The organism is Mycobacterium xenopi (assembly GCF_009936235.1).
Lineage (GTDB): Bacteria > Actinomycetota > Actinomycetes > Mycobacteriales > Mycobacteriaceae > Mycobacterium > Mycobacterium xenopi.
The window spans coordinates 1,639,135-1,657,627 of record NZ_AP022314.1; the positions used below are offsets into that span (position 1 = coordinate 1,639,135).

The 18,493-nt window shown below is 64.7% G+C and carries 15 protein-coding genes, 1 tRNA gene and 2 pseudogenes; 17 read left to right on the forward strand and 1 reads right to left on the reverse strand.

All coding sequences use genetic code 11. The annotated features are described in order from the left end of the window. Positions 1-120: 120 nt before the first annotated feature. Positions 121-194: transfer RNA gene (locus MYXE_RS07740), tRNA-Arg, on the reverse strand. A gap of 113 nt (positions 195-307) precedes the next feature. On the opposite strand from MYXE_RS07740, the pseudogene argS reads away from it, so the two are divergent. From argS to MYXE_RS07825, 17 genes and pseudogenes are all read left to right on the forward strand, one after another. Next, positions 308-1,959, forward strand: a pseudogene (gene argS, locus MYXE_RS07745) (arginine--tRNA ligase). Between the two features lie 56 nt (positions 1,960-2,015). Then, on the forward strand, positions 2,016-3,374 hold the full coding sequence (gene lysA / locus MYXE_RS07750; protein ID WP_172468634.1) for a diaminopimelate decarboxylase: 1,359 nt from the start codon (positions 2,016-2,018) through the stop codon (positions 3,372-3,374). 3 nt (positions 3,375-3,377) lie between these two features. Further along, a pseudogene (locus MYXE_RS07755) lies at positions 3,378-4,702 on the forward strand (homoserine dehydrogenase). Beyond that, a complete protein-coding gene (gene thrC / locus MYXE_RS07760) occupies positions 4,699-5,781 on the forward strand; it encodes a threonine synthase (protein WP_003922256.1) in 1,083 nt (360 codons plus the stop codon). Before MYXE_RS07755 ends, thrC begins: the two are co-directional and overlap by 4 nt. Before the next feature lie 40 nt (positions 5,782-5,821). Next, complete coding sequence (thrB, locus tag MYXE_RS07765; protein WP_218565227.1) at positions 5,822-6,739, forward strand: homoserine kinase; 918 nt, start codon at positions 5,822-5,824, stop codon at positions 6,737-6,739. 271 nt (positions 6,740-7,010) lie between these two features. Further along, positions 7,011-8,840, forward strand: a complete 1,830-nt coding sequence (rho, locus tag MYXE_RS07770) for a transcription termination factor Rho (RefSeq protein WP_085195158.1) — start codon at positions 7,011-7,013, stop codon at positions 8,838-8,840. Positions 8,841-8,900: 60 nt separating this feature from the next. Next, complete coding sequence (gene fadD1 / locus MYXE_RS07775; protein ID WP_003922252.1) at positions 8,901-10,520, forward strand: fatty-acid--CoA ligase FadD1; 1,620 nt, start codon at positions 8,901-8,903, stop codon at positions 10,518-10,520. Positions 10,521-10,693: 173 nt separating this feature from the next. Next, complete coding sequence (rpmE, locus tag MYXE_RS07780; RefSeq protein WP_003922251.1) at positions 10,694-10,951, forward strand: 50S ribosomal protein L31; 258 nt, start codon at positions 10,694-10,696, stop codon at positions 10,949-10,951. Positions 10,952-11,029: 78 nt separating this feature from the next. Further along, complete coding sequence (prfA, locus tag MYXE_RS07785) at positions 11,030-12,103, forward strand: peptide chain release factor 1 (protein ID WP_003922248.1); 1,074 nt, start codon at positions 11,030-11,032, stop codon at positions 12,101-12,103. Then, positions 12,100-12,948 carry a peptide chain release factor N(5)-glutamine methyltransferase gene (gene prmC, locus MYXE_RS07790; RefSeq protein WP_003922247.1) on the forward strand — a complete coding sequence of 283 codons (849 nt, stop codon included), beginning with the start codon at positions 12,100-12,102 and terminating at the stop codon, positions 12,946-12,948. Before prfA ends, prmC begins: the two co-directional genes overlap by 4 nt. Beyond that, positions 12,945-13,598 (forward strand): L-threonylcarbamoyladenylate synthase, encoded by a 654-nt coding sequence (locus tag MYXE_RS07795; protein ID WP_003922246.1) that lies wholly within the window; start codon positions 12,945-12,947, stop codon positions 13,596-13,598. Before prmC ends, MYXE_RS07795 begins: the two co-directional genes overlap by 4 nt. A gap of 3 nt (positions 13,599-13,601) precedes the next feature. Then, positions 13,602-14,810: a glycosyltransferase family 4 protein gene (locus MYXE_RS07800; protein ID WP_003922245.1), complete on the forward strand. Its 1,209-nt coding sequence runs from the start codon at positions 13,602-13,604 to the stop codon at positions 14,808-14,810. A gap of 226 nt (positions 14,811-15,036) precedes the next feature. Next, positions 15,037-15,504: an ATP synthase subunit I gene (locus MYXE_RS07805; protein ID WP_085195156.1), complete on the forward strand. Its 468-nt coding sequence runs from the start codon at positions 15,037-15,039 to the stop codon at positions 15,502-15,504. Continuing rightward, positions 15,497-16,249 (forward strand): F0F1 ATP synthase subunit A, encoded by a 753-nt coding sequence (gene atpB / locus MYXE_RS07810; RefSeq protein WP_085195154.1) that lies wholly within the window; start codon positions 15,497-15,499, stop codon positions 16,247-16,249. Before MYXE_RS07805 ends, atpB begins: the two co-directional genes overlap by 8 nt. A gap of 77 nt (positions 16,250-16,326) precedes the next feature. Next, positions 16,327-16,581: a F0F1 ATP synthase subunit C gene (locus MYXE_RS07815; protein WP_003922242.1), complete on the forward strand. Its 255-nt coding sequence runs from the start codon at positions 16,327-16,329 to the stop codon at positions 16,579-16,581. Positions 16,582-16,590: 9 nt separating this feature from the next. Continuing rightward, positions 16,591-17,112, forward strand: coding sequence for a F0F1 ATP synthase subunit B (locus MYXE_RS07820; protein ID WP_085195152.1), 522 nt, complete (start codon positions 16,591-16,593; stop codon positions 17,110-17,112). Between the two features lie 6 nt (positions 17,113-17,118). Beyond that, on the forward strand, positions 17,119-18,456 hold the full coding sequence (locus tag MYXE_RS07825; RefSeq protein WP_085195150.1) for a F0F1 ATP synthase subunit B/delta: 1,338 nt from the start codon (positions 17,119-17,121) through the stop codon (positions 18,454-18,456). The last annotated feature ends 37 nt before the right edge of the window (positions 18,457-18,493 follow it).

The following is an 18,493-nucleotide window of genomic DNA, read 5'->3' on the forward strand; positions in this document are numbered from 1 at the left end:
CGAAACCGTGACCAGACCGTGACCCGACCTGGTGGCAAATGCCCACGGGCTAGGTTGCGGCTAAGGTGCGAGCCACTGAGTTACAGGTAAAAAAGTGCCTCTGACCAGGCGGTCAGCAAGTGCCCCCCGGCAGGATTCGAACCTGCGGCCTTCTGCTCCGGAGGCAGACGCTCTATCCCCTGAGCTACGGGGGCGCACACTCGAAATACTGCGCCATCGGGCTCCGCCAGATTAGCGCATCCGGGCGACTCGGCGGGCGTCGCACGGATGCGGGCGGTGACCACGACAGACCATAGGATGGACCTTCGTGACCCCCGCCGACCTGGCTGAGCTGCTCAAGACCACCGCCGCCGCGGTGTTGACCGACCATGGCCTTGACGCGTCCATGCTGCCGGCCACGGTCACCGTCGAGCGGCCGCGCAACCCTGAGCACGGCGATTACGCCAGCAACCTGGCGATGCAATTGGCCAAAAAGGTCGGTGTCAACCCGCGCGAGCTGGCCGGGTGGCTCACCGAGGCGCTGGCCCGGGCCGACGGAGTCGCCTCGGCCGAGGTGGCCGGGCCCGGGTTTATCAACATGCGCCTCGAAGCGTCGGCGCAGGGCGTCATCATCAACAACGTCATCGAGGCCGGCGAGAACTTCGGTCACTCTGACGCCTTGGCCGGTCACAAGATCAACCTCGAATTCGTCTCGGCCAATCCGACCGGGCCCATCCACATCGGCGGCACCCGCTGGGCCGCCGTCGGTGACGCGCTGGGCGGCTGCTGTCGGCGCAGGGCGCCGAAGTGGTGCGCGAGTACTACTTCAACGACCACGGCGCGCAGATCGACCGGTTCACCAGCTCGCTGATCGCCGCCGCGAAAGGTGAACCCACGCCGCCCGACGGATACGCGGGCACCTATATCAGCGACATCGCGGCACAGGTTCTTCAGCAGGCGCCCGACGCGCTCGACCTGCCCGACACCGAAATGCGGGAAACCTTCCGGCGCATCGGGGTGGACTTGATGTTCGCCCACATCAAACAGTCGCTGCACGACTTTCGCACCTACTTCGACGTCTACACCCATGAAGAGTCGATGCATACCAGCGGCCGGGTGAACGAAGCGATCGAACGGCTGCGTCAAAACGGCAACATCTACGAGAAAGACGGTGCAATCTGGTTGCGCTCCAGTGCATTTGGTGACGACAAGGACCGCGTCGTGATCAAAAGCGACGGCAAGCCAGCCTACATCGCCGGTGATCTCGCCTACTACTTGGACAAGCGCCAACGCGGTTTCGATTTGTGCATCTACATGCTCGGCGCCGACCATCACGGCTACGTCGCCAGGCTCAAGGCCGCGGCGGCCGCATTCGGTGACGATCCGGCCACCGTCGAGGTGCTCATCGGCCAGATGGTCAACCTGGTCCGCGACGGGCAACCGGTCCGGATGAGCAAACGCGCCGGCAATGTGCTGACCCTCGACGACCTGGTCGAGGCGATCGGCGTCGATGCCGCGCGCTATAGCTTGATCCGCTCGTCGGTGGACACCCCGATCGACATCGACTTGTCGCTGTGGTCGTCGGCCTCTAATGAAAACCCGGTTTATTACGTGCAATACGCGCATGCCCGGCTTTCGGCACTGGCCCGTAACGCCGCCGAGCTGGGCCTGATTCCCGACACCAGCCATCTCGAGTTGCTCACTCATGACAAGGAGGGCGCGCTGGTCCGCACACTCGGCGAATTCCCCCGGGTGTTGAAAACCGCTGCCTTGCTGCGTGAACCACATCGGGTGTGCCGCTACCTGGAAGACCTGGCCGGGGACTACCATCGGTTCTACGACTCCTGCCGGGTATTGCCGCAAGGCGACGAGGAGCCCAACCAGCTGCATACCGCGCGGCTGGCGCTGTGTCAGGCCACCCGGCAGGTGATCGCTAACGGCTTGGGCATCCTCGGAGTCACCGCGCCGGAGCGGATGTGAACGTCCGTCCGGCCGGCCGCCGGTATGCCGAAGAATCCCATCCTGGTGGGAGTTCGCTGCAGCCGCCAACCGCAGAAGAGCTGACACGTCTACCACGAAACATATGGCCCCGCAACGTGTCTCGTGAGTACGACGGCGTGGTAGCGATAGCCGGAGTTTCCCTGGTCGATCTTGCCCGCGAGTACGGCACGCCGCTGTTCGTCATCGATGAAGACGACTTCCGTTGGCGCTGCCGCGACACGGCGACTGCCTTTGGCGGTGCCCAAAATGTGCACTATGCCGCGAAAGCGTTTCTGTGCAGCGGAATCGCGCGGTGGATTGACGAGGAAGGGTTATCCCTTGACGTGTGTACCGGCGGCGAGTTGGCGGTCGCGTTACACGCGCAGTTTCCCGCTGAGCGGATCACTTTCCACGGCAACAACAAGTCGGTTGCCGAGTTGACCGCCGCCGTCAAGGCCGGGGTGGGCCATGTCGTGGTGGACTCCATGACCGAGATCGAACGCCTCGACGCCATCGCCGCCGATGCCGGCGTCGTCCAAGACGTTCTGATCCGGCTGACCGTCGGTGTCGAAGCACACACTCACGAGTTCATCTCGACGGCTCACGAAGACCAGAAATTTGGCTTGTCGGTGTCCAGCGGCGCCGCCATGGCTGCGGTCCGACGCGTGTTCGCTGCCGAAAACCTTCGACTTGTCGGCCTGCACAGCCATATCGGCTCGCAGATCTTGGATGTCGCCGGCTTCGAGCTCGCGGCGCAGCGTGTCATCGGCCTGCTGCGTGACATTGTCGGCGAATTCGGCGCGACGAAGAGTGCACCAATAAGCATGGTCGACCTTGGCGGCGGAATGGGAATTTCGTATCTGCCGCACGATGATCCACCGTCGATGAGCGAGTTGGCGGCCAAGCTCAACGCCGTTGTGCGCAACGAGTCGGCCGCGGCCGGCTTGTCGCCACCTAGGCTGGTGGTCGAACCCGGACGCGCGATTGCCGGGCCGGGAACCATCACCCTCTATGAGGTCGGCACCGTCAAAGACGTCGACGTCAGCGCTACTGCGCAACGCCGCTACGTCAGCGTGGACGGCGGAATGAGCGACAATATCCGCACCGCGCTCTACGGTGCGCAATATGACGTCCGACTAGTCTCCCGACGCAGCGACGCGGCGCCGGTACTTGCTCGTGTGGTCGGAAAGCATTGTGAGAGCGGCGATGTCGTCGTTCGCGATGCTTGGGTTCCGGCAGACCTGCAGCCGGGCGATTTGGTGGGGGTGGGGGCGACCGGGGCCTATTGCTACGCGCTGTCGAGCCGTTACAACATGATCGGCCGCCCGGCAGTGGCCGCGGTGCGCAACGGGCAGGCCCGGCTGATCCTTCGGCGCGAGACAATCGATGATCTACTGAGCCTGGAAGTGAGGTGAGCGGTGTTCAGTGAAGAAAAACGGGTCGGCGTAGCCGTACTCGGCCTGGGTAATGTCGGCAGTGAAGTTGTGCGCATTATCCAAGACAATGCCGATGACCTCGCGGCCCGTATCGGTGCGCCGTTGGCGCTGCGCGGCATCGGCGTACGTCGTGTCGCCGCCGACCGCGGTGTGCCCGTCGACCTGCTCACCGACAACGTCGAAGAACTGGTATCTCGTGAGGACGTTGACATCGTCGTCGAATTGATGGGACCGGTCGAGCCGGCCCGCAAGGCCATCCTGTCGGCCCTGGAAAACGGCAAGTCTGTCGTCACCGCGAACAAAGCCTTGCTGTCGATCTCAACCGGCGAACTGGCTCAGGCCGCCGAAAGCGCGCATGTGGACTTGTATTTCGAAGCCGCGGTCGCCGGCGCTATCCCCGTCATCCGTCCGCTGACCCAGTCGCTGGCTGGCGACACAGTGCTGCGGGTGGCCGGCATCGTCAACGGCACGACTAATTACATCCTTTCCGAAATGGACAGTGCCGGCGTCGATTACCAGACTGCGCTGGCCGACGCGAGTGCGCTGGGCTATGCCGAGGCCGACCCCACCGCCGATGTCGAAGGCTATGACGCCGCGGCGAAGGCGGCGATCCTGGCATCCATCGCCTTTCATACCCGGGTGACCGCCGACGAGGTCTATCGCGAAGGCATCACCAAGATCACCCCGGCCGACTTCGCGTTCGCGCGGGCGCTCGGCTGCACGATCAAGTTGCTGTCGATCTGTGAACGCGTCACCGATGGCGATGGCCGGCAATGGGTCTCGGCCCGGGTCTACCCGGCGCTGGTTCCCCTGACCCACCCGCTCGCCGCGGTCAACGGTGCCTTCAACGCGGTGGTCGTCGAGGCCGAAGCCGCCGGTCGGCTGATGTTCTACGGCCAAGGCGCCGGGGAGCGCCGACCGCCTCGGCGGTGACCGGCGACCTGGTGATGGCCGCCCGCAACAGGGTGCTGGGCAGCCGTGGACCACGCGAATCCAGGTACGCCCAGTTGCCGGTGCTGCCGATCGGGTCGGTGTCGACCCGCTATTACGTCAGCATCCATGTCGCCGACAAACCGGGCGTATTGTCCACGGTCGCAGCGGAATTCGCCAAGCGCGACATCAGCATCGCCGAGGTGCGCCAGGAAGGTGTGGCCGACGAGGGCGGCCACCCGATAGGAGCCCGCATCGTGGTGATCACACACCGCGCCACCGACGCGGCGCTGTCGGACACCGTGGCCGCCCTGGCGGACCTCGATGTGGTGAAACGCGTGGCCAGCGTGCTGCGGCTGGAAGGAACGGCCGAATGACCGCAGCCCGGGCGACGACCCGTCAACCATGGCCCGGTGTTATCGCGGCCTACCGCGATCGACTCCCGGTGGGCGACGACTGGACCCCGGTGACGCTGCTCGAGGGCGGCACCCCGCTCATCTATGCCGCCAAGCTCTCAGCGCAGACCGGATGCACGGTGCATCTTAAAGTCGAAGGCCTGAACCCCACCGGTTCCTTCAAAGACCGCGGCATGACCATGGCGGTCACCGACGCGGTGGCCCGCGGCCAGCAGGCGGTGCTGTGTGCGTCGACGGGCAACACCTCGGCGTCGGCAGCGGCGTACGCGGCCCGCGCAGGCATCACCTGCGCGGTGCTGGTGCCGCAGGGCAAAATCGCGATGGGCAAGTTGGCGCAGGCTGTTATGCACGGCGCCAAGATCATCCAGATCGACGGTAACTTCGACGACTGCCTGGAACTGGCGCGCAAAATGGCAACCGATTTCCCGACGATCTCGCTGGTCAACTCCGTCAACCCGCTGCGTATCCAAGGCCAGAAAACGGCGGCCTTCGAGATCGTCGATGTTTTGGGCAACGCGCCAGACGTGCACGCCCTGCCGGTAGGCAACGCGGGCAACATTACTGCGTATTGGAAGGGCTACACCGAATATCATGCCGACGGAGTCATCGACAAGTTGCCACGCATGCTGGGCACCCAGGCAGCCGGGGCGGCACCGCTAATCGTCGGCGCCCCCGTGCGCAAACCCGAAACAATCGCCACCGCGATCCGCATCGGCTCACCTGCGTCGTGGGCGACGGCCGTCGAGGCGCAACAACAGTCCAACGGGCGATTCCTGGCCGCCACCGACGAGGAGATCCTCGCTGCTTACCACCTGGTGGCCGCCGCTGAAGGCGTCTTCGTCGAGCCCGCATCCGCGGCCAGCATCGCGGGCTTGCTCAAGGCCATCCACGATGGCTGGGTGGCCCCCGGATCAACCGTGGTGTGTACGGTCACCGGCAACGGTCTCAAAGATCCCGATACCGCGTTGAAGGACCTGCCGCAGGTGTCACCGGTGCCGGTTGACCCCGCCGCCGTCGTCGCGAAGCTGGGGCTGGGCTAGTGGTGGGCTCCCGGTGACCAGGACGCTGCCCGCCGGGCTTATGGCCAGCGCCGTCGTAGCGGCGTCGAGCGCCAACTTGGGTCCCGGTTTCGACAGCATCGGCCTGGCGCTCAGTCTCTATGACGAGATCTTAGTCGAGACAACGGATTCCGGCTTGATCGTCGAAGTCGAAGGCGAAGGCGCCGGTCAGCTGTCGTTGGACTCTGGTCATTTGGTGGTTCGGGCAATCCAATGCGGTTTGGACGCCGCGGGCGCCGGTGTTTCAGGCCTGATAGTGCGGTGCCGCAACGCCATTCCGCACTCACGCGGACTTGGCTCGTCGGCCGCAGCTGTTGTTGGCGGTCTGGCGGTGGTCAATGGCCTTGCCGCGCAAGCTGATTTGACGCCCTTTGACCAATCTCAACTCATCCAGCTGGCCTCGGAATTCGAAGGCCACCCAGACAACGCCGCAGCGGCGGTACTCGGCGGTGCGGTGGTGTCGTGGACTGACCGCAACTGCGATCCGCCGACCTACTCGGCGGTGCCGTTGCGCTTGCATCCCGACATCCACCTATTCCCCGCGATCCCCGAAGAGCGCTCGTCGACCGCCGAGACCCGGGTAATGCTGCCCGCGCAGGTCAGCCACCACGACGCCAGTTTCAACGTCAGCCGCGCCGCGTTGCTCGTCGTGGCCCTCACCGAGCGGCCGGATCTGTTGATGGCGGCCACCGAGGACGTCCTGCATCAGCCACAACGAGCAGCCGCGATGCCAGCGTCGGCGGAATACCTCAGGTTGCTGCGGCGTTACAAAATTGCGGCGGTGCTGTCCGGTGCCGGGCCCGCGGTGATCGGGTTGACGACGGAGCCGGAACTGCCTTCCGAGGCGGTGGAGTACGGGGCCGCAAACGGATTTAGCGTTAGCGAAATGACTGCTGGTGACGCAGTTCGCTGGAGTTCTGGAGTCGCTGTTCCCGGTTGATCCACACCATCTCGGGAGGGGTTTCTTGCTTCCGGCCCAGAACCGGGCTATCCTCGGAGCCGTCCAGCAATCGCAGCATCTGCATCTGCATCGATACTGTCTTGCCCCTAGGACAACCACCAAATTCTTCTCGTGGACGATGGTTCGCCACATACGCCGCCAATCCAGGCGATCACCGTTGCCGAGTTGATGGTTGGACGCACTCGGTGGTTTGGCTGAGTGCAACGAACCCCTCGCTTGACGAAATCAGCCGGGGGAAGAAAGGAAATCCGTGACTGATACGGACCTCATCACGGCGGGCGACAGCACCAACAACGACAAGCTGTCGAGTTCCGTGACCTCACAAACTGTTTTGCCCACTGACTCCAACACCGAAAGCGCGGCGCCATCCGAAGCCGGGACTGCGGTGTCGGACGGTTCGCTGTCAGCGATGGTGCTGCCCGAGCTGCGGGCGCTGGCCAATCGAGCTGGCGTCAAAGGCGCGTCGGGCATGCGCAAAAACGAACTGATCGCCGCGATCCGAGAAACTCAGGGCCAGGCTAACGGCGGGCAATCCGACGTCGCAGCTTCACCTGACAGCGATCACAGCGCGAACGACGCTGCGGGCGCGCAGGTCGAAGCGTCGGCCGGATCGGCCGGTGCCGAGGCGTCGAGCCGGGAACGACGCAGCGCCGTCCGGGAGCCCGGATCACCCGCTGCGACGGCAGTCGCTGAGCAGGGCGAAGTCGACCAGGTCGACGCGGTACCCGCTGAAACCGCTCCACCAGACACCAAGCCGGAGCAAGCCGAGAAACCCAGCGAAGTTGGCGGTGATCAGCAAGGTCCCGACGGGCAGGGACGCGCCGACGAGGAGGGGGAAGGCCGGCAGGGCCGCCGAGGACGGCGGTTCCGTGAGCGCAGGCGTCGTGGTGAACGCCTAGGCGACGGCGCCGACGCCGAGCTGCGGGAAGACGATGTCGTTCAGCCGGTGGCCGGCATTCTTGACGTTCTCGACAATTACGCGTTTGTGCGCACCTCCGGTTACCTGGCCGGCCCGCACGACGTCTACGTGTCGATGAACATGGTGCGAAAGAACGGCTTGCGTCGGGGTGACGCGATCACCGGTGCCGTTCGGGTGCCCAGGGAGGGCGAGCAGCCCAACCAGCGCCAGAAGTTCAATCCGCTGGTGCGTCTGGACAGCGTCAACGGCGGGCCGGTCGAGGACGCCAAGAAACGTCCGGATTTCGGCAAGCTAACCCCCCTGTACCCCAACCAGCGGCTCCGCCTGGAAACCTCCACCGAGAAGCTGACCACCCGGGTTATCGACCTGGTCATGCCGATCGGTAAGGGTCAGCGCGCGCTGATCGTCTCGCCCCCGAAGGCGGGTAAGACCACGATCCTCAAGGACATCGCCAACGCGATCACCAAGAACAATCCGGAATGCCACTTGATGGTCGTCCTGGTCGACGAGCGGCCGGAAGAGGTCACCGATATGCAGCGCTCGGTCAAGGGCGAGGTGATCGCCTCCACCTTCGACCGGCCACCGTCAGACCACACCACAGTTGCCGAACTTGCGATCGAGCGAGCCAAGCGGCTCGTCGAGCAGCGCCAAGACGTCGTCGTGTTGCTCGACTCGATCACCCGGTTGGGACGCGCCTACAACAACGCCTCGCCGGCGTCGGGGCGCATTCTGTCCGGTGGTGTGGACTCCACGGCGCTGTACCCGCCGAAGCGGTTCCTCGGGGCGGCCCGCAACATCGAAGAAGGCGGTTCGCTGACGGTGATCGCGACGGCGATGGTGGAGACCGGCTCGCAGGGTGACACCGTGATCTTCGAGGAGTTCAAGGGCACCGGCAACGCCGAACTCAAACTGGACCGCAAGATCGCTGAACGGCGAGTGTTCCCCGCGGTCGACGTGAACCCCTCCGGTACCCGCAAGGACGAGCTGTTGCTCTCGCCCGACGAGTTCGCGATCGTGCACAAGCTGCGGCGGCTGCTGTCCGGCCTGGACCCGCATCAGGCGATCGACTTGCTGATCTCGCAGCTGCGCAAGACGAAGAACAACTACGAGTTCCTGGTGCAGGTGTCCAAGACGACTCCGGGCAGTCTCGACACCGACTAGGGATCGCCACGCCGACCGGCGTGACGGTGCTCACACCGGCCCTGCTTAAAGTGATGAGCCGTGGCCGAAACCATCCAGCAGCTGCTTCGCGAGCGGATCGACGACCCGACCCCGGCGGTGAAATACGCCGACCGGGTGTGGACGTGGCGTGAGCACCTGGCCGAGGCATCCACCATGGCAGCGGCGTTGATCGGCATCGCCGATCCCCAACGGCCCCTGCACGTCGGCGCGCTGCTGGGCAACACCCCTGAGATGCTCACCGCGATGGCCGCCGCTGCGCTGGGCGGATACGTGCTTTGCGGGATCAACGACACTCGCCGCGGGGCCGCGCTGGCAAACGACATTCTGCGGGCCGACTGCCAGCTCCTGCTCATCGATCCCGAGCACCGTGATCTGCTCGACGGGCTGGAGTTGCCCGGTGTGCAGGTATTCGACACGTCGAGCAGTAACTGGTCGGCTTTGCTGGCGTCGGCCGGTCCGCTTCAGCCCCACCGGGAAGTCGCGCCGACCGACACCTTCATGATGATCTTCACGTCGGGGACCAGCGGTGAGCCGAAAGCGGTGCAGGTAATGCATTTGACGGTCCTCTTCGCCGGTTCGACACTGATCGAGCGATTCGAGATCACGCCCGACGACGTTTGTTACCTTTCGATGCCGCTGTTTCACTCGAACGCGTTGCTGGCCGGGTGGAGCGTGGCGGTGGGATCCGGTGCGGCGATGGTCCCGGCCAAATTCTCGGCATCCCGGCTGCTCGCCGACCTGCGCCGGTACGGGGCGACGTTCATGAACTACGTCGGCAAACCCTTGGCGTACGTGCTTGCCACACCCGAGCAGCCCGATGACCGCGACAACCCGTTGCGGGTGGCGTTCGGCAACGAGGCCAGCGATCGTGACATCGCCGAATTCAGCCGGCGCTTCGACTGCACGGTATGGGACGGGTTCGGGTCCACCGAGGGAGCGATCATCATCACCCGGGAAGACGGGTGTCCGCCCGGCTCGTTGGGCCGCGGTTTTCCCGGTGTCGCGATCTACAACCCGCAGACCGGTACCGAATGCCCGCCGGCCGTATTCGACGACGACGGTGCCCTGGCCAATCCCGACGAAGCGATCGGCGAGCTGGTCAATACGTCCGGCGCGGGCTTGTTCGCCGGTTACTACAACGATCCCGAAGCCACAAGTGCCCGGCTTCGAGACGGCATGTTCTGGTCGGGCGACCTCGCTTACCGCGACGAGGATGGCTGGATCTACTTCGCGGGGCGCAGCGCGGACTGGTTGCGCGTTGACGGCGAGAACATGACCACCGCGCCCATCGAACGCATTCTGCAGCGGCTGCCGGCGATCAACCACGTCGCGGTCTACGCGGTGCCCGACGAGCGTGTCGGCGACCAGGTGATGGCTGCAATTGTGTTGCAAGACAACGCCGATCTGACACCCGAGGAGTTCGGTAAGTTCCTCGCGGCGCAGCCCGATTTGTCACCGAAGGCGTGGCCGAGGCATGTCTGGCTCACCGATCGCTTGCCGACCACAGCAACCAACAAGATCCTCAAGCGCGAGCTGACGGCGCGGGGTGCCAGACCCGACGGCGGTGTTCTGTGGACGCGGGCGGCACCCAGCAACACCTACGTCGTCGTGGATCGCAATCCGAAGAACCAAAAGGTCTATGAGGTAAGCCACGGATAGCCGCCGCGCCATTGGCTCGGGAATGCCCGGGCTTAACCCTGTGTTTTGGGCTTATGGTGGTTGACCTGGCATAATCGACCGCCAGGCAGCACGGGCAAAGCTCAGGTTGGAAGTTCAGGCCTTACGGCCGATCGGGTCCAGGCGACCCGGCGGCCACGATCGAAAAGGACATCATGAAACCCGGCATTCACCCGCCTTACGTCGAGACCACGGTTGTCTGTAGCTGCGGCAACACCTTCCAGACCCGCAGCACCAAACAGAGCGGTCGCATCGTGGTGGAGGTGTGCTCGCAGTGCCATCCGTTCTACACGGGCAAGCAGAAGATCCTCGACAGCGGTGGACGGGTGGCTCGCTTCGAAAGGCGGTACGGCAAGCGCAGGACCGGCGCCGACAAGGAAGCCAACGTCGAGAAGACCAAGGCCGACAAGTAGCCGGCTGACCGACGCCCGAACTGTCGCGGAACTCCGCGCAGGCCGGGCGTCGTTTGGTGTTCGGGGCAGGAGGGTGACATGACGCAAAGCGTGCAGGCGATCGACGCACTGCTTGCCGAACACGCCGACCTCGAGCGTCGGTTGGCCGACCCCGAACTGCACACCAATCCTGCCGCAGCCCGCAAAGCGGGACGCCGCTTCGCACAGCTGGCGCCGATCGTCGCCGCCTACCGCAAGCTGGAATCGGCGCGCGGCGACCTGGAGACCGCCCGGGAACTGGCAACCTCCGATGAGTCGTTTGCCGCTGAGGTTGCCGAACTGGAAACGCGGGTGGCCGAACTGGACACCCAACTCACCGACATGCTTGCGCCGCGTGATCCGCACGATCCCGACGACATCGTGCTGGAGGTTAAGTCCGGTGAGGGCGGGGAGGAGTCGGCGCTGTTCGCCGCCGACCTGGCCCGGATGTACATCCGCTACGCCGAGCGCCGCGGCTGGACGGTGACGGTCCTAGACGAAACCACCTCAGACCTAGGCGGCTACAAAGACGCGACACTATCCATCGCGAGCAAGGGCGACTCGCCGGAGGGGGTTTGGTCGCGGATGAAGTTCGAAGGCGGCGTGCACCGGGTCCAGCGGGTGCCGGTGACCGAATCGCAGGGACGAGTGCACACCTCGGCGGCCGGGGTGCTGGTTTACCCCGAACCCGAGGAAATCGGCGAGGTGCAGATCGACGAGTCGGACCTGCGCATCGACGTCTACCGATCCTCCGGCAAGGGTGGGCAAGGCGTCAACACCACCGACTCCGCGGTGCGAATCACCCATCTACCCACCGGCATCGTCGTCACCTGCCAAAACGAGCGCTCCCAATTGCAGAACAAGACCCGCGCACTGCAGGTGCTTGCCGCGCGTCTGCAGGCGATGGTCGAGGAGCAGGCACTGGCAGACGCGTCCGCAGACCGGGCGAGCCAGATCCGCACCGTGGACCGCAGCGAACGCATCCGCACCTACAACTTTCCGGAAAACCGCATCACCGACCATCGGATCGGGTACAAGGCGCACAATCTCGATCAGGTTCTCGACGGTGACCTCGACGCGCTGTTCGACGCGCTGGCCGCCGCCGACCGGCAGGCGCGATTACAGCAAGCATGACCACGCAACTGCGACAGGCAATCGCTTGCGCGGCAGCGGTGCTCGCAGAGGCGGGCATAGGCTCGGCGCGCTATGACGCCGAGGAGTTGGCCGCGCACCTGGCCGGGGTTGAGCGCGGCCGGCTGCCATTGCTCGACCCGCCCGATGAGCAGTTCTTCGACCAGTACCGCGACTTGGTCAGTGCGCGTTCCCGACGGGTGCCGCTTCAGCATCTCACCGGGACAGTGGCATTCGGCCCGGTGACGTTGCAGGTTGGTCCCGGCGTGTTTATCCCGCGCCCCGAAACCGAGGCCATGCTGGAGTGGGCGTGCACGCAACAACTTGGGGCGGGGCCGGTAATCGTTGACCTCTGCACCGGATCCGGCGCGCTGGCGGTCGCGTTGGCTCGGCACTGGCCGCACGCGCGGGTGATCGCCGTCGACGACTCCGAGACCGCGGTTGACTACGCGCGTCGCAACGCCGCGGGCACCGCCGCCGAAGTCGTGCTTGCTGATGTCACAGCGCCGGGCCTGTTTCCTGATCTTGACGGTAAGGTCGACCTCCTGGTGGCCAACCCGCCCTATATCCCGGACTGTGCTTCACTGGAAACCGAAGTGGCTCAATATGATCCACCACACGCGGTGTTCGGGGGCCCAGATGGGATGGCGGTGATCGCCGCCGTGGTCGGCCACGCCGGACGGTTACTGCGCCCGGGTGGTCTGCTCGCCGTCGAGCACGACGACGCGGCATCGGCGCAAACCGTCGAAATAGTCTGTAACACAAGGTGTTTCGACGACATCGTGGCTCGACGAGATTTCGCGGGCCGACCGCGGTTCGTCACCGCCCGCAGGATGGGTGAACGATGACCGAGCTGTTCGACTGCCGCGACCCCAGTCAGCGCTCCCGCGGGATCGCGTCAGCGGTCAAGGCCGTCAAAAGCGGCAGGCTGGTGGTCATGCCAACCGACACCGTCTACGGCATCGGCGCCGACGCTTTCGACAGCTCCGCCGTGGCCGCGCTGTTGGCGGCCAAGGGGCGCGGGCGCGACATGCCGGTTGGTGTGCTGGTTGGTTCCTGGCAGACAATCGACGGACTGGCCCTCACCGTGCCGGAGGCCGCGCGGCAACTGATCCGCGCCTTCTGGCCCGGCGCGCTGAGCCTGGTGATCCAACACGCTCCGTCGCTGCAGTGGGATCTCGGCAATGCCCGCGGCACCGTGATGCTGCGAATGCCGTTGCACCCGGTGGCAATCGAGGTGCTACGCGAAGTCGGGCCGATGGCGGTGTCCAGCGCCAACATTTCCGGTCAACGGCCCGCGGTCGCCGTCGGCGACGCCCGGCGCCAACTCGGCGACCTTGTCGACGTCTACCTCGACGCGGGCCCCTCCGCCGAGCAGGCAGCCTCCACGATTGTGGACTTGACTGGCCCTAGCCCCCGCATCCTGCGCTCGGGACCGGTCAGCGCCGAGGCCATCGGTCGGGTCCTCGGCTTGGATCCTGCAAGTTTGACGGACTGACCCGTGCAGTACGGTCTCGGCGTGGTTAGCGATGCCGACAGCCTGGCCGCCGGCCTGCTGGCCCTATCTGACCGCGGCGCGGGAGTCCCGCTGCGCGAACTTGCGCTCGTCGGGCTGACCGCTGCGATCGTCACCTATTTCACGACCGGGCCGGTGCGGGTGCTGGCCACCCGATTCGGGGCGGTGGCCTATCCACGGGAACGCGACGTACACGTCACACCGACCCCCAGGATGGGTGGGCTTGCGATGTTCCTGGGCGTTGTCTCCGCGGTCTTTCTGGCATCCCAGCTTCCGGCCCTGACCCGAGGTTTCGTCTATTCCTCCGGCATGCCCGCGGTGGTGGTGGCCAGCGCGGTGATCATGGGCATCGGGCTGATCGACGACCGGTGGGGTCTGGACGCACTGACCAAGTTCGCCGGCCAGATCACCGCGGCCAGCGTGCTGGTCACCATGGGCGTGGCCTGGAGCGTGCTGTATATCCCGCTCGGCGGTGTCGGCACCATCGTGTTGGACCAAGTCTCCTCGATCCTGCTCACCCTGGCGCTGACCGTGTCGATCGTCAACGCCATGAACTTCGTCGACGGGCTCGACGGATTGGCCGCAGGCTTGGGCCTCATCACGGCGCTCGCGATCTGCATGTTCTCCGTCGGTTTGCTGCGCGACCACGGGGGAGACGTGTTGTTCTACCCGCCGGCGGTGATCTCGGTGGTACTCGCGGGGGCGTGTCTGGGTTTTCTGCCGCATAACTTTTACCCGGCCAAGATCTTCATGGGGGACTCCGGTTCGATGCTGATCGGCCTCATGTTGGCCGCCGCGTCGACGACTGCCGCGGGACCGATATCGCAGAACGCGTACGGCGCGCGTGACGTGTTCGCTTTGCTGTCCCCCTTCCTGCTAGTGGTTGCGGTGATGTTCGTGCCGATGCTCGACCTGCTGCTGGCGATCGTGCGGCGCACCCGCGCCGGCCGCAGCGCATTCAGTCCCGACAAGATGCACTTGCATCATCGCCTGTTGCAGATCGGCCATTCGCACCGTCGGGTAGTGCTGTTGATCTATCTATGGGTAGCCATCGTGGCGTTCGGCACCGCGAGCACGATTTTCTTCAACCCGCGCGACACCGGAGCAGTGATGCTGGCGGCGATCGCGATCGCGATTATCGCGACGTTGGTGCCCCTTCTCCGCCGTCGCGATGATGTCTACGACGAGGAGTAGTAGGACGGTGTTTGATGTGGTACGGTGCAGGTAGAACCCCGAATGAGCCTCGCGGGTTGCCGGCCCACCCGGCCGTCGGAGAGGTCTCCGAGCGCGCCGACGTACGACCGACATAGGGAGCTATCCCTTGGGTGATTCCAGCGCGATGACGGGACTCCGATACGCTCTACGGGCCGAGCAACGATCAGCCAGGCGACTCCCTTATACCCGGGATTGAGGTGCACCAGTGACGACACCAGCGCAAGACGCGCCGTTGGTGTTTCCCTCTGTTGCGTTCCGGCCGGTCCGTCTGCTTTTGATATGCCTCGCGCTGACTGCCGCCGCCCTCCCCATCGCTCACTGGCTCGGAAACCTGATGCTTGGCGTGTTCTTCGGCATTGGTCTGCTAATGGGTTTGCTCAACGCCGTCCTGGTGGCGCGTTCGGTGTCGGTGATCACCGCCAAGGCGCATCCGCTCAAAAAGAGCATGGCGCTGAATTCGGCGACCCGGCTGGCGTTCCTCACGGTGATCGGTCTGGCCATCGCGTTTGCCTTCCGCCCCGCCGGGCTAGGGGTGGTGTTTGGGCTGGCGCTATTTCAGCTGTTGCTTGTGGTATCGACCGCACTGCCGGTTTGGAACAAGCTGCGCACCGGAGCCACGCAGTCGGCTTCAGACGGCGAGCGCGCGGAAGGGACGGCACCCAGCGATGATTGAGACAATCCTGGCCGACGCCCAGATCGAAGTCGGCGAGCACACCACGGCCAAATGGTTCGGGCTGACCGTCAACACCGACACGGTGCTCTCGACCGTCATCGCCGCGATCATCGTGATTGCACTGGCGTTTTATCTGCGCGCCAAGGTCACCTCGACCGGCGTGCCCAGCGGAGTGCAGTTGTTCTTCGAGGCGATCACCATCCAGATGCGCAACCAGATCGAGAGCACGATCGGCATGCGGATCGCACCATTCGTGCTGCCACTGGCGGTCACCATCTTCGTGTTCATCCTGATTTCGAACTGGCTCGCGGTCCTGCCGCTGCAGGTCACTCAAAACGGGCACCCCACCGAGCTGCTCAAGCCGGCGGCAGCAGACATCAATTACGTGTTAGCGTTGGCGCTCTTCGTGTTTGTCTGCTACCACACGGCGGGAATCGCGCGACGCGGCATCCTGGGCCATCCGGTCAAACTCCTTAAAGGACATGTCGCGGCGCTGGCGCCGATCAACATGGTCGAGGAAGTCGCCAAGCCGATATCGCTGTCGCTGCGACTCTTCGGCAACATCTTTGCCGGCGGGATCATGGTGGCACTGATCGCGCTATTTCCGCCGTATATCTTGTGGGCGCCCAACGCCATCTGGAAGGCGTTTGACTTGTTCGTCGGGTTCATCCAGGCGTTTATCTTCGCGCTGTTGACGATCTTGTACTTCGCTCAGGCGATGGAGCTGGAAGAGGAGCACGGGTAAGGCAGCCACGAATGGCACACCGGGTCACTACTACGAGAGCCTGGTAGACGGCTACCAGACATCAAGGAGGATATGGAATGGCAGCGTTAGATCCACAAATCGCCGCTGGCGCTCTCATCGGCGGCGGATTGATCCTGGGCGGGGGTGCGGTCGGTGCCGCGATCGGTGACGGTGTCGCCGGTAACGCACTGATCTCAGGCATTGCTCGCCAGCCGGAAGCGCAGGGGCGGCTTTTCACCCCGTTCTTCATCACCGTTGGTCTGGTAGAGGCCATGTACTTCATCAACCTGGCCTTCATGGCGCTGTTCGTTTTCGCCACCCCGGTCAAGTAATCGGCTGAGATGGGGGATATGGGCGCCATCGTCCTGGCCGTGGGCCAGGCAGCCGGGGAGGGCGGCGGCAACAACTTCCTCGTCCCGAACGGCACTTTTTTCGTCGTGCTGATCATCTTCTTGATCGTGCTCGGCGTCATCGGCACTTTCGTCGTTCCGCCGATCATGAAGGTGCTGCGCGAGCGCGAATTCATGGTCGACAAGACATTGGCCGACAACAGGCGGTCGGATGAGCAATTCGCTGCCGCACGCGCCGACTATGAAAATGCGATGGCGCAGGCCCGGCTCGAGGCCTCGGCCATCCGCGATGGCGCTCGGGCCGAGGGCCGCAAGGTTTTAGAGGAGATGCGGGCGCGTGCCGAAGAAGAGGTGAACGCGACCCTGCAGAGTGCCGGCGAACAACTGAAGCGGGCAGGTGACGCCATCGCGGCGGATCTGCGTTCCCACGTGGAAACCATGTCGGCGACCTTGGCGAGCCGAATCCTCGGCGTCGACATCGCCTCGGCAGCGTCGGCGAGATCAGAGCGGTAAGCGGCAATGTCGACATTCATCGGGCAACTGGCCGGGTTCGCGGTGATCGTGTTCCTGCTATGGCGCTACGTCGTGCCGCCCGTGCGCAAGCTGATGACGGACCGGCAAAAGGCTGTCCAGCAGGAACTGGACGAGGCGGCGGAAGCGGCCAAGCGGCTGGAGGAAGCCAGCCAGGCGCACGCCAAAGCGCTCGAGGAGGCCAAGGCCGAGGCACAACGGATCATCGAAGAGGCCCGCGCCGACGCCGAGCGCATCGCCGAACAGCTGCGTGAACAGGCCGACGCCGAAGTCGAACGCATCAAAGTGCAAGGTGCCAAGCAGGTCGAGCTGTTGCGTGCTCAACTTGTGCGACAGCTTCGGCAGGACCTCGGGTATGAATCCGTGCAGCGGGCCGGCGAATTGGTGCGCGAGCATGTCGCTGATCCCGCGCGGCAATCCGCCACCGTCGATCGGTTCCTGGACGAGCTCGACGCCATGGCGCCATCAGAGACGGACGTCAAGTATCCGGTGTTGGCGAAGATGCGCTCGGCCAGCCGCCTGGCGCTGGGTAACCTGGTGCAGCGGTTCGACGAGGTAGCCGACCGCGTCGACGACCAGGGATTGTCGAATCTGGCCGACGATCTGGCGGCGGTGGTGCAGCTGCTGCACCGCGAAACGGTGGTAACTAGATATCTGACGGTGCCGGGCGAAGACGCCGGGCCCAGAATTCGGCTGATTGAGCAGCTGGTGGTCGACAAGGTCGGCGAGCCAGCACTTAAGGTGCTTCAGGCGGCGGTGACTGAGCACTGGTCTGCCAGTTCTGATTTGGTCGACGCCGTCGAACATCTAGCGCGGCAGGCATTGTTAGCGCGCGCCGAACGGGCCGGCCAAGTCGACGACGTGGAAGACCAGCTGTTCCGGTTCAGTCGGGTTTTGGCTGCGCAGCCGCGTCTTGCCCTGCTGCTCGGTGATTACGGCACGCCCGCCGACCGGCGGGTCGAGTTGCTGCGCAATGTGCTCGACCGGGCCGGGGGCGTCAACACGATCACGGCGGCTCTGCTGGCGCAGACGGTGCAACTGCTGCGCGGCAAACCGGCTGAGGAGGCGGTGCTCGAACTTGCCGAAGTGGCGGTAGCCCGTCGCGGCGAAATTGTGGCTCACGTCAGCGCCGCGGCCGAGCTCGGCGACGCCCAGAGGACCCGCCTCACCGCAATCTTGACCCGTATATACGGTCATCCCGTGACGGTCCAGATGCAGATCGAACCCAAACTGCTGGGCGGGCTGGCGATCTCTGTCGGCGACGAGGTGATCGACGGGACGCTCTTGTCTCGTCTCGCCGCCGCCGAGAACCAGCTCCCCGACTGATACGAACCAGCCATCACACCGAGCAGGAAGACGAAAA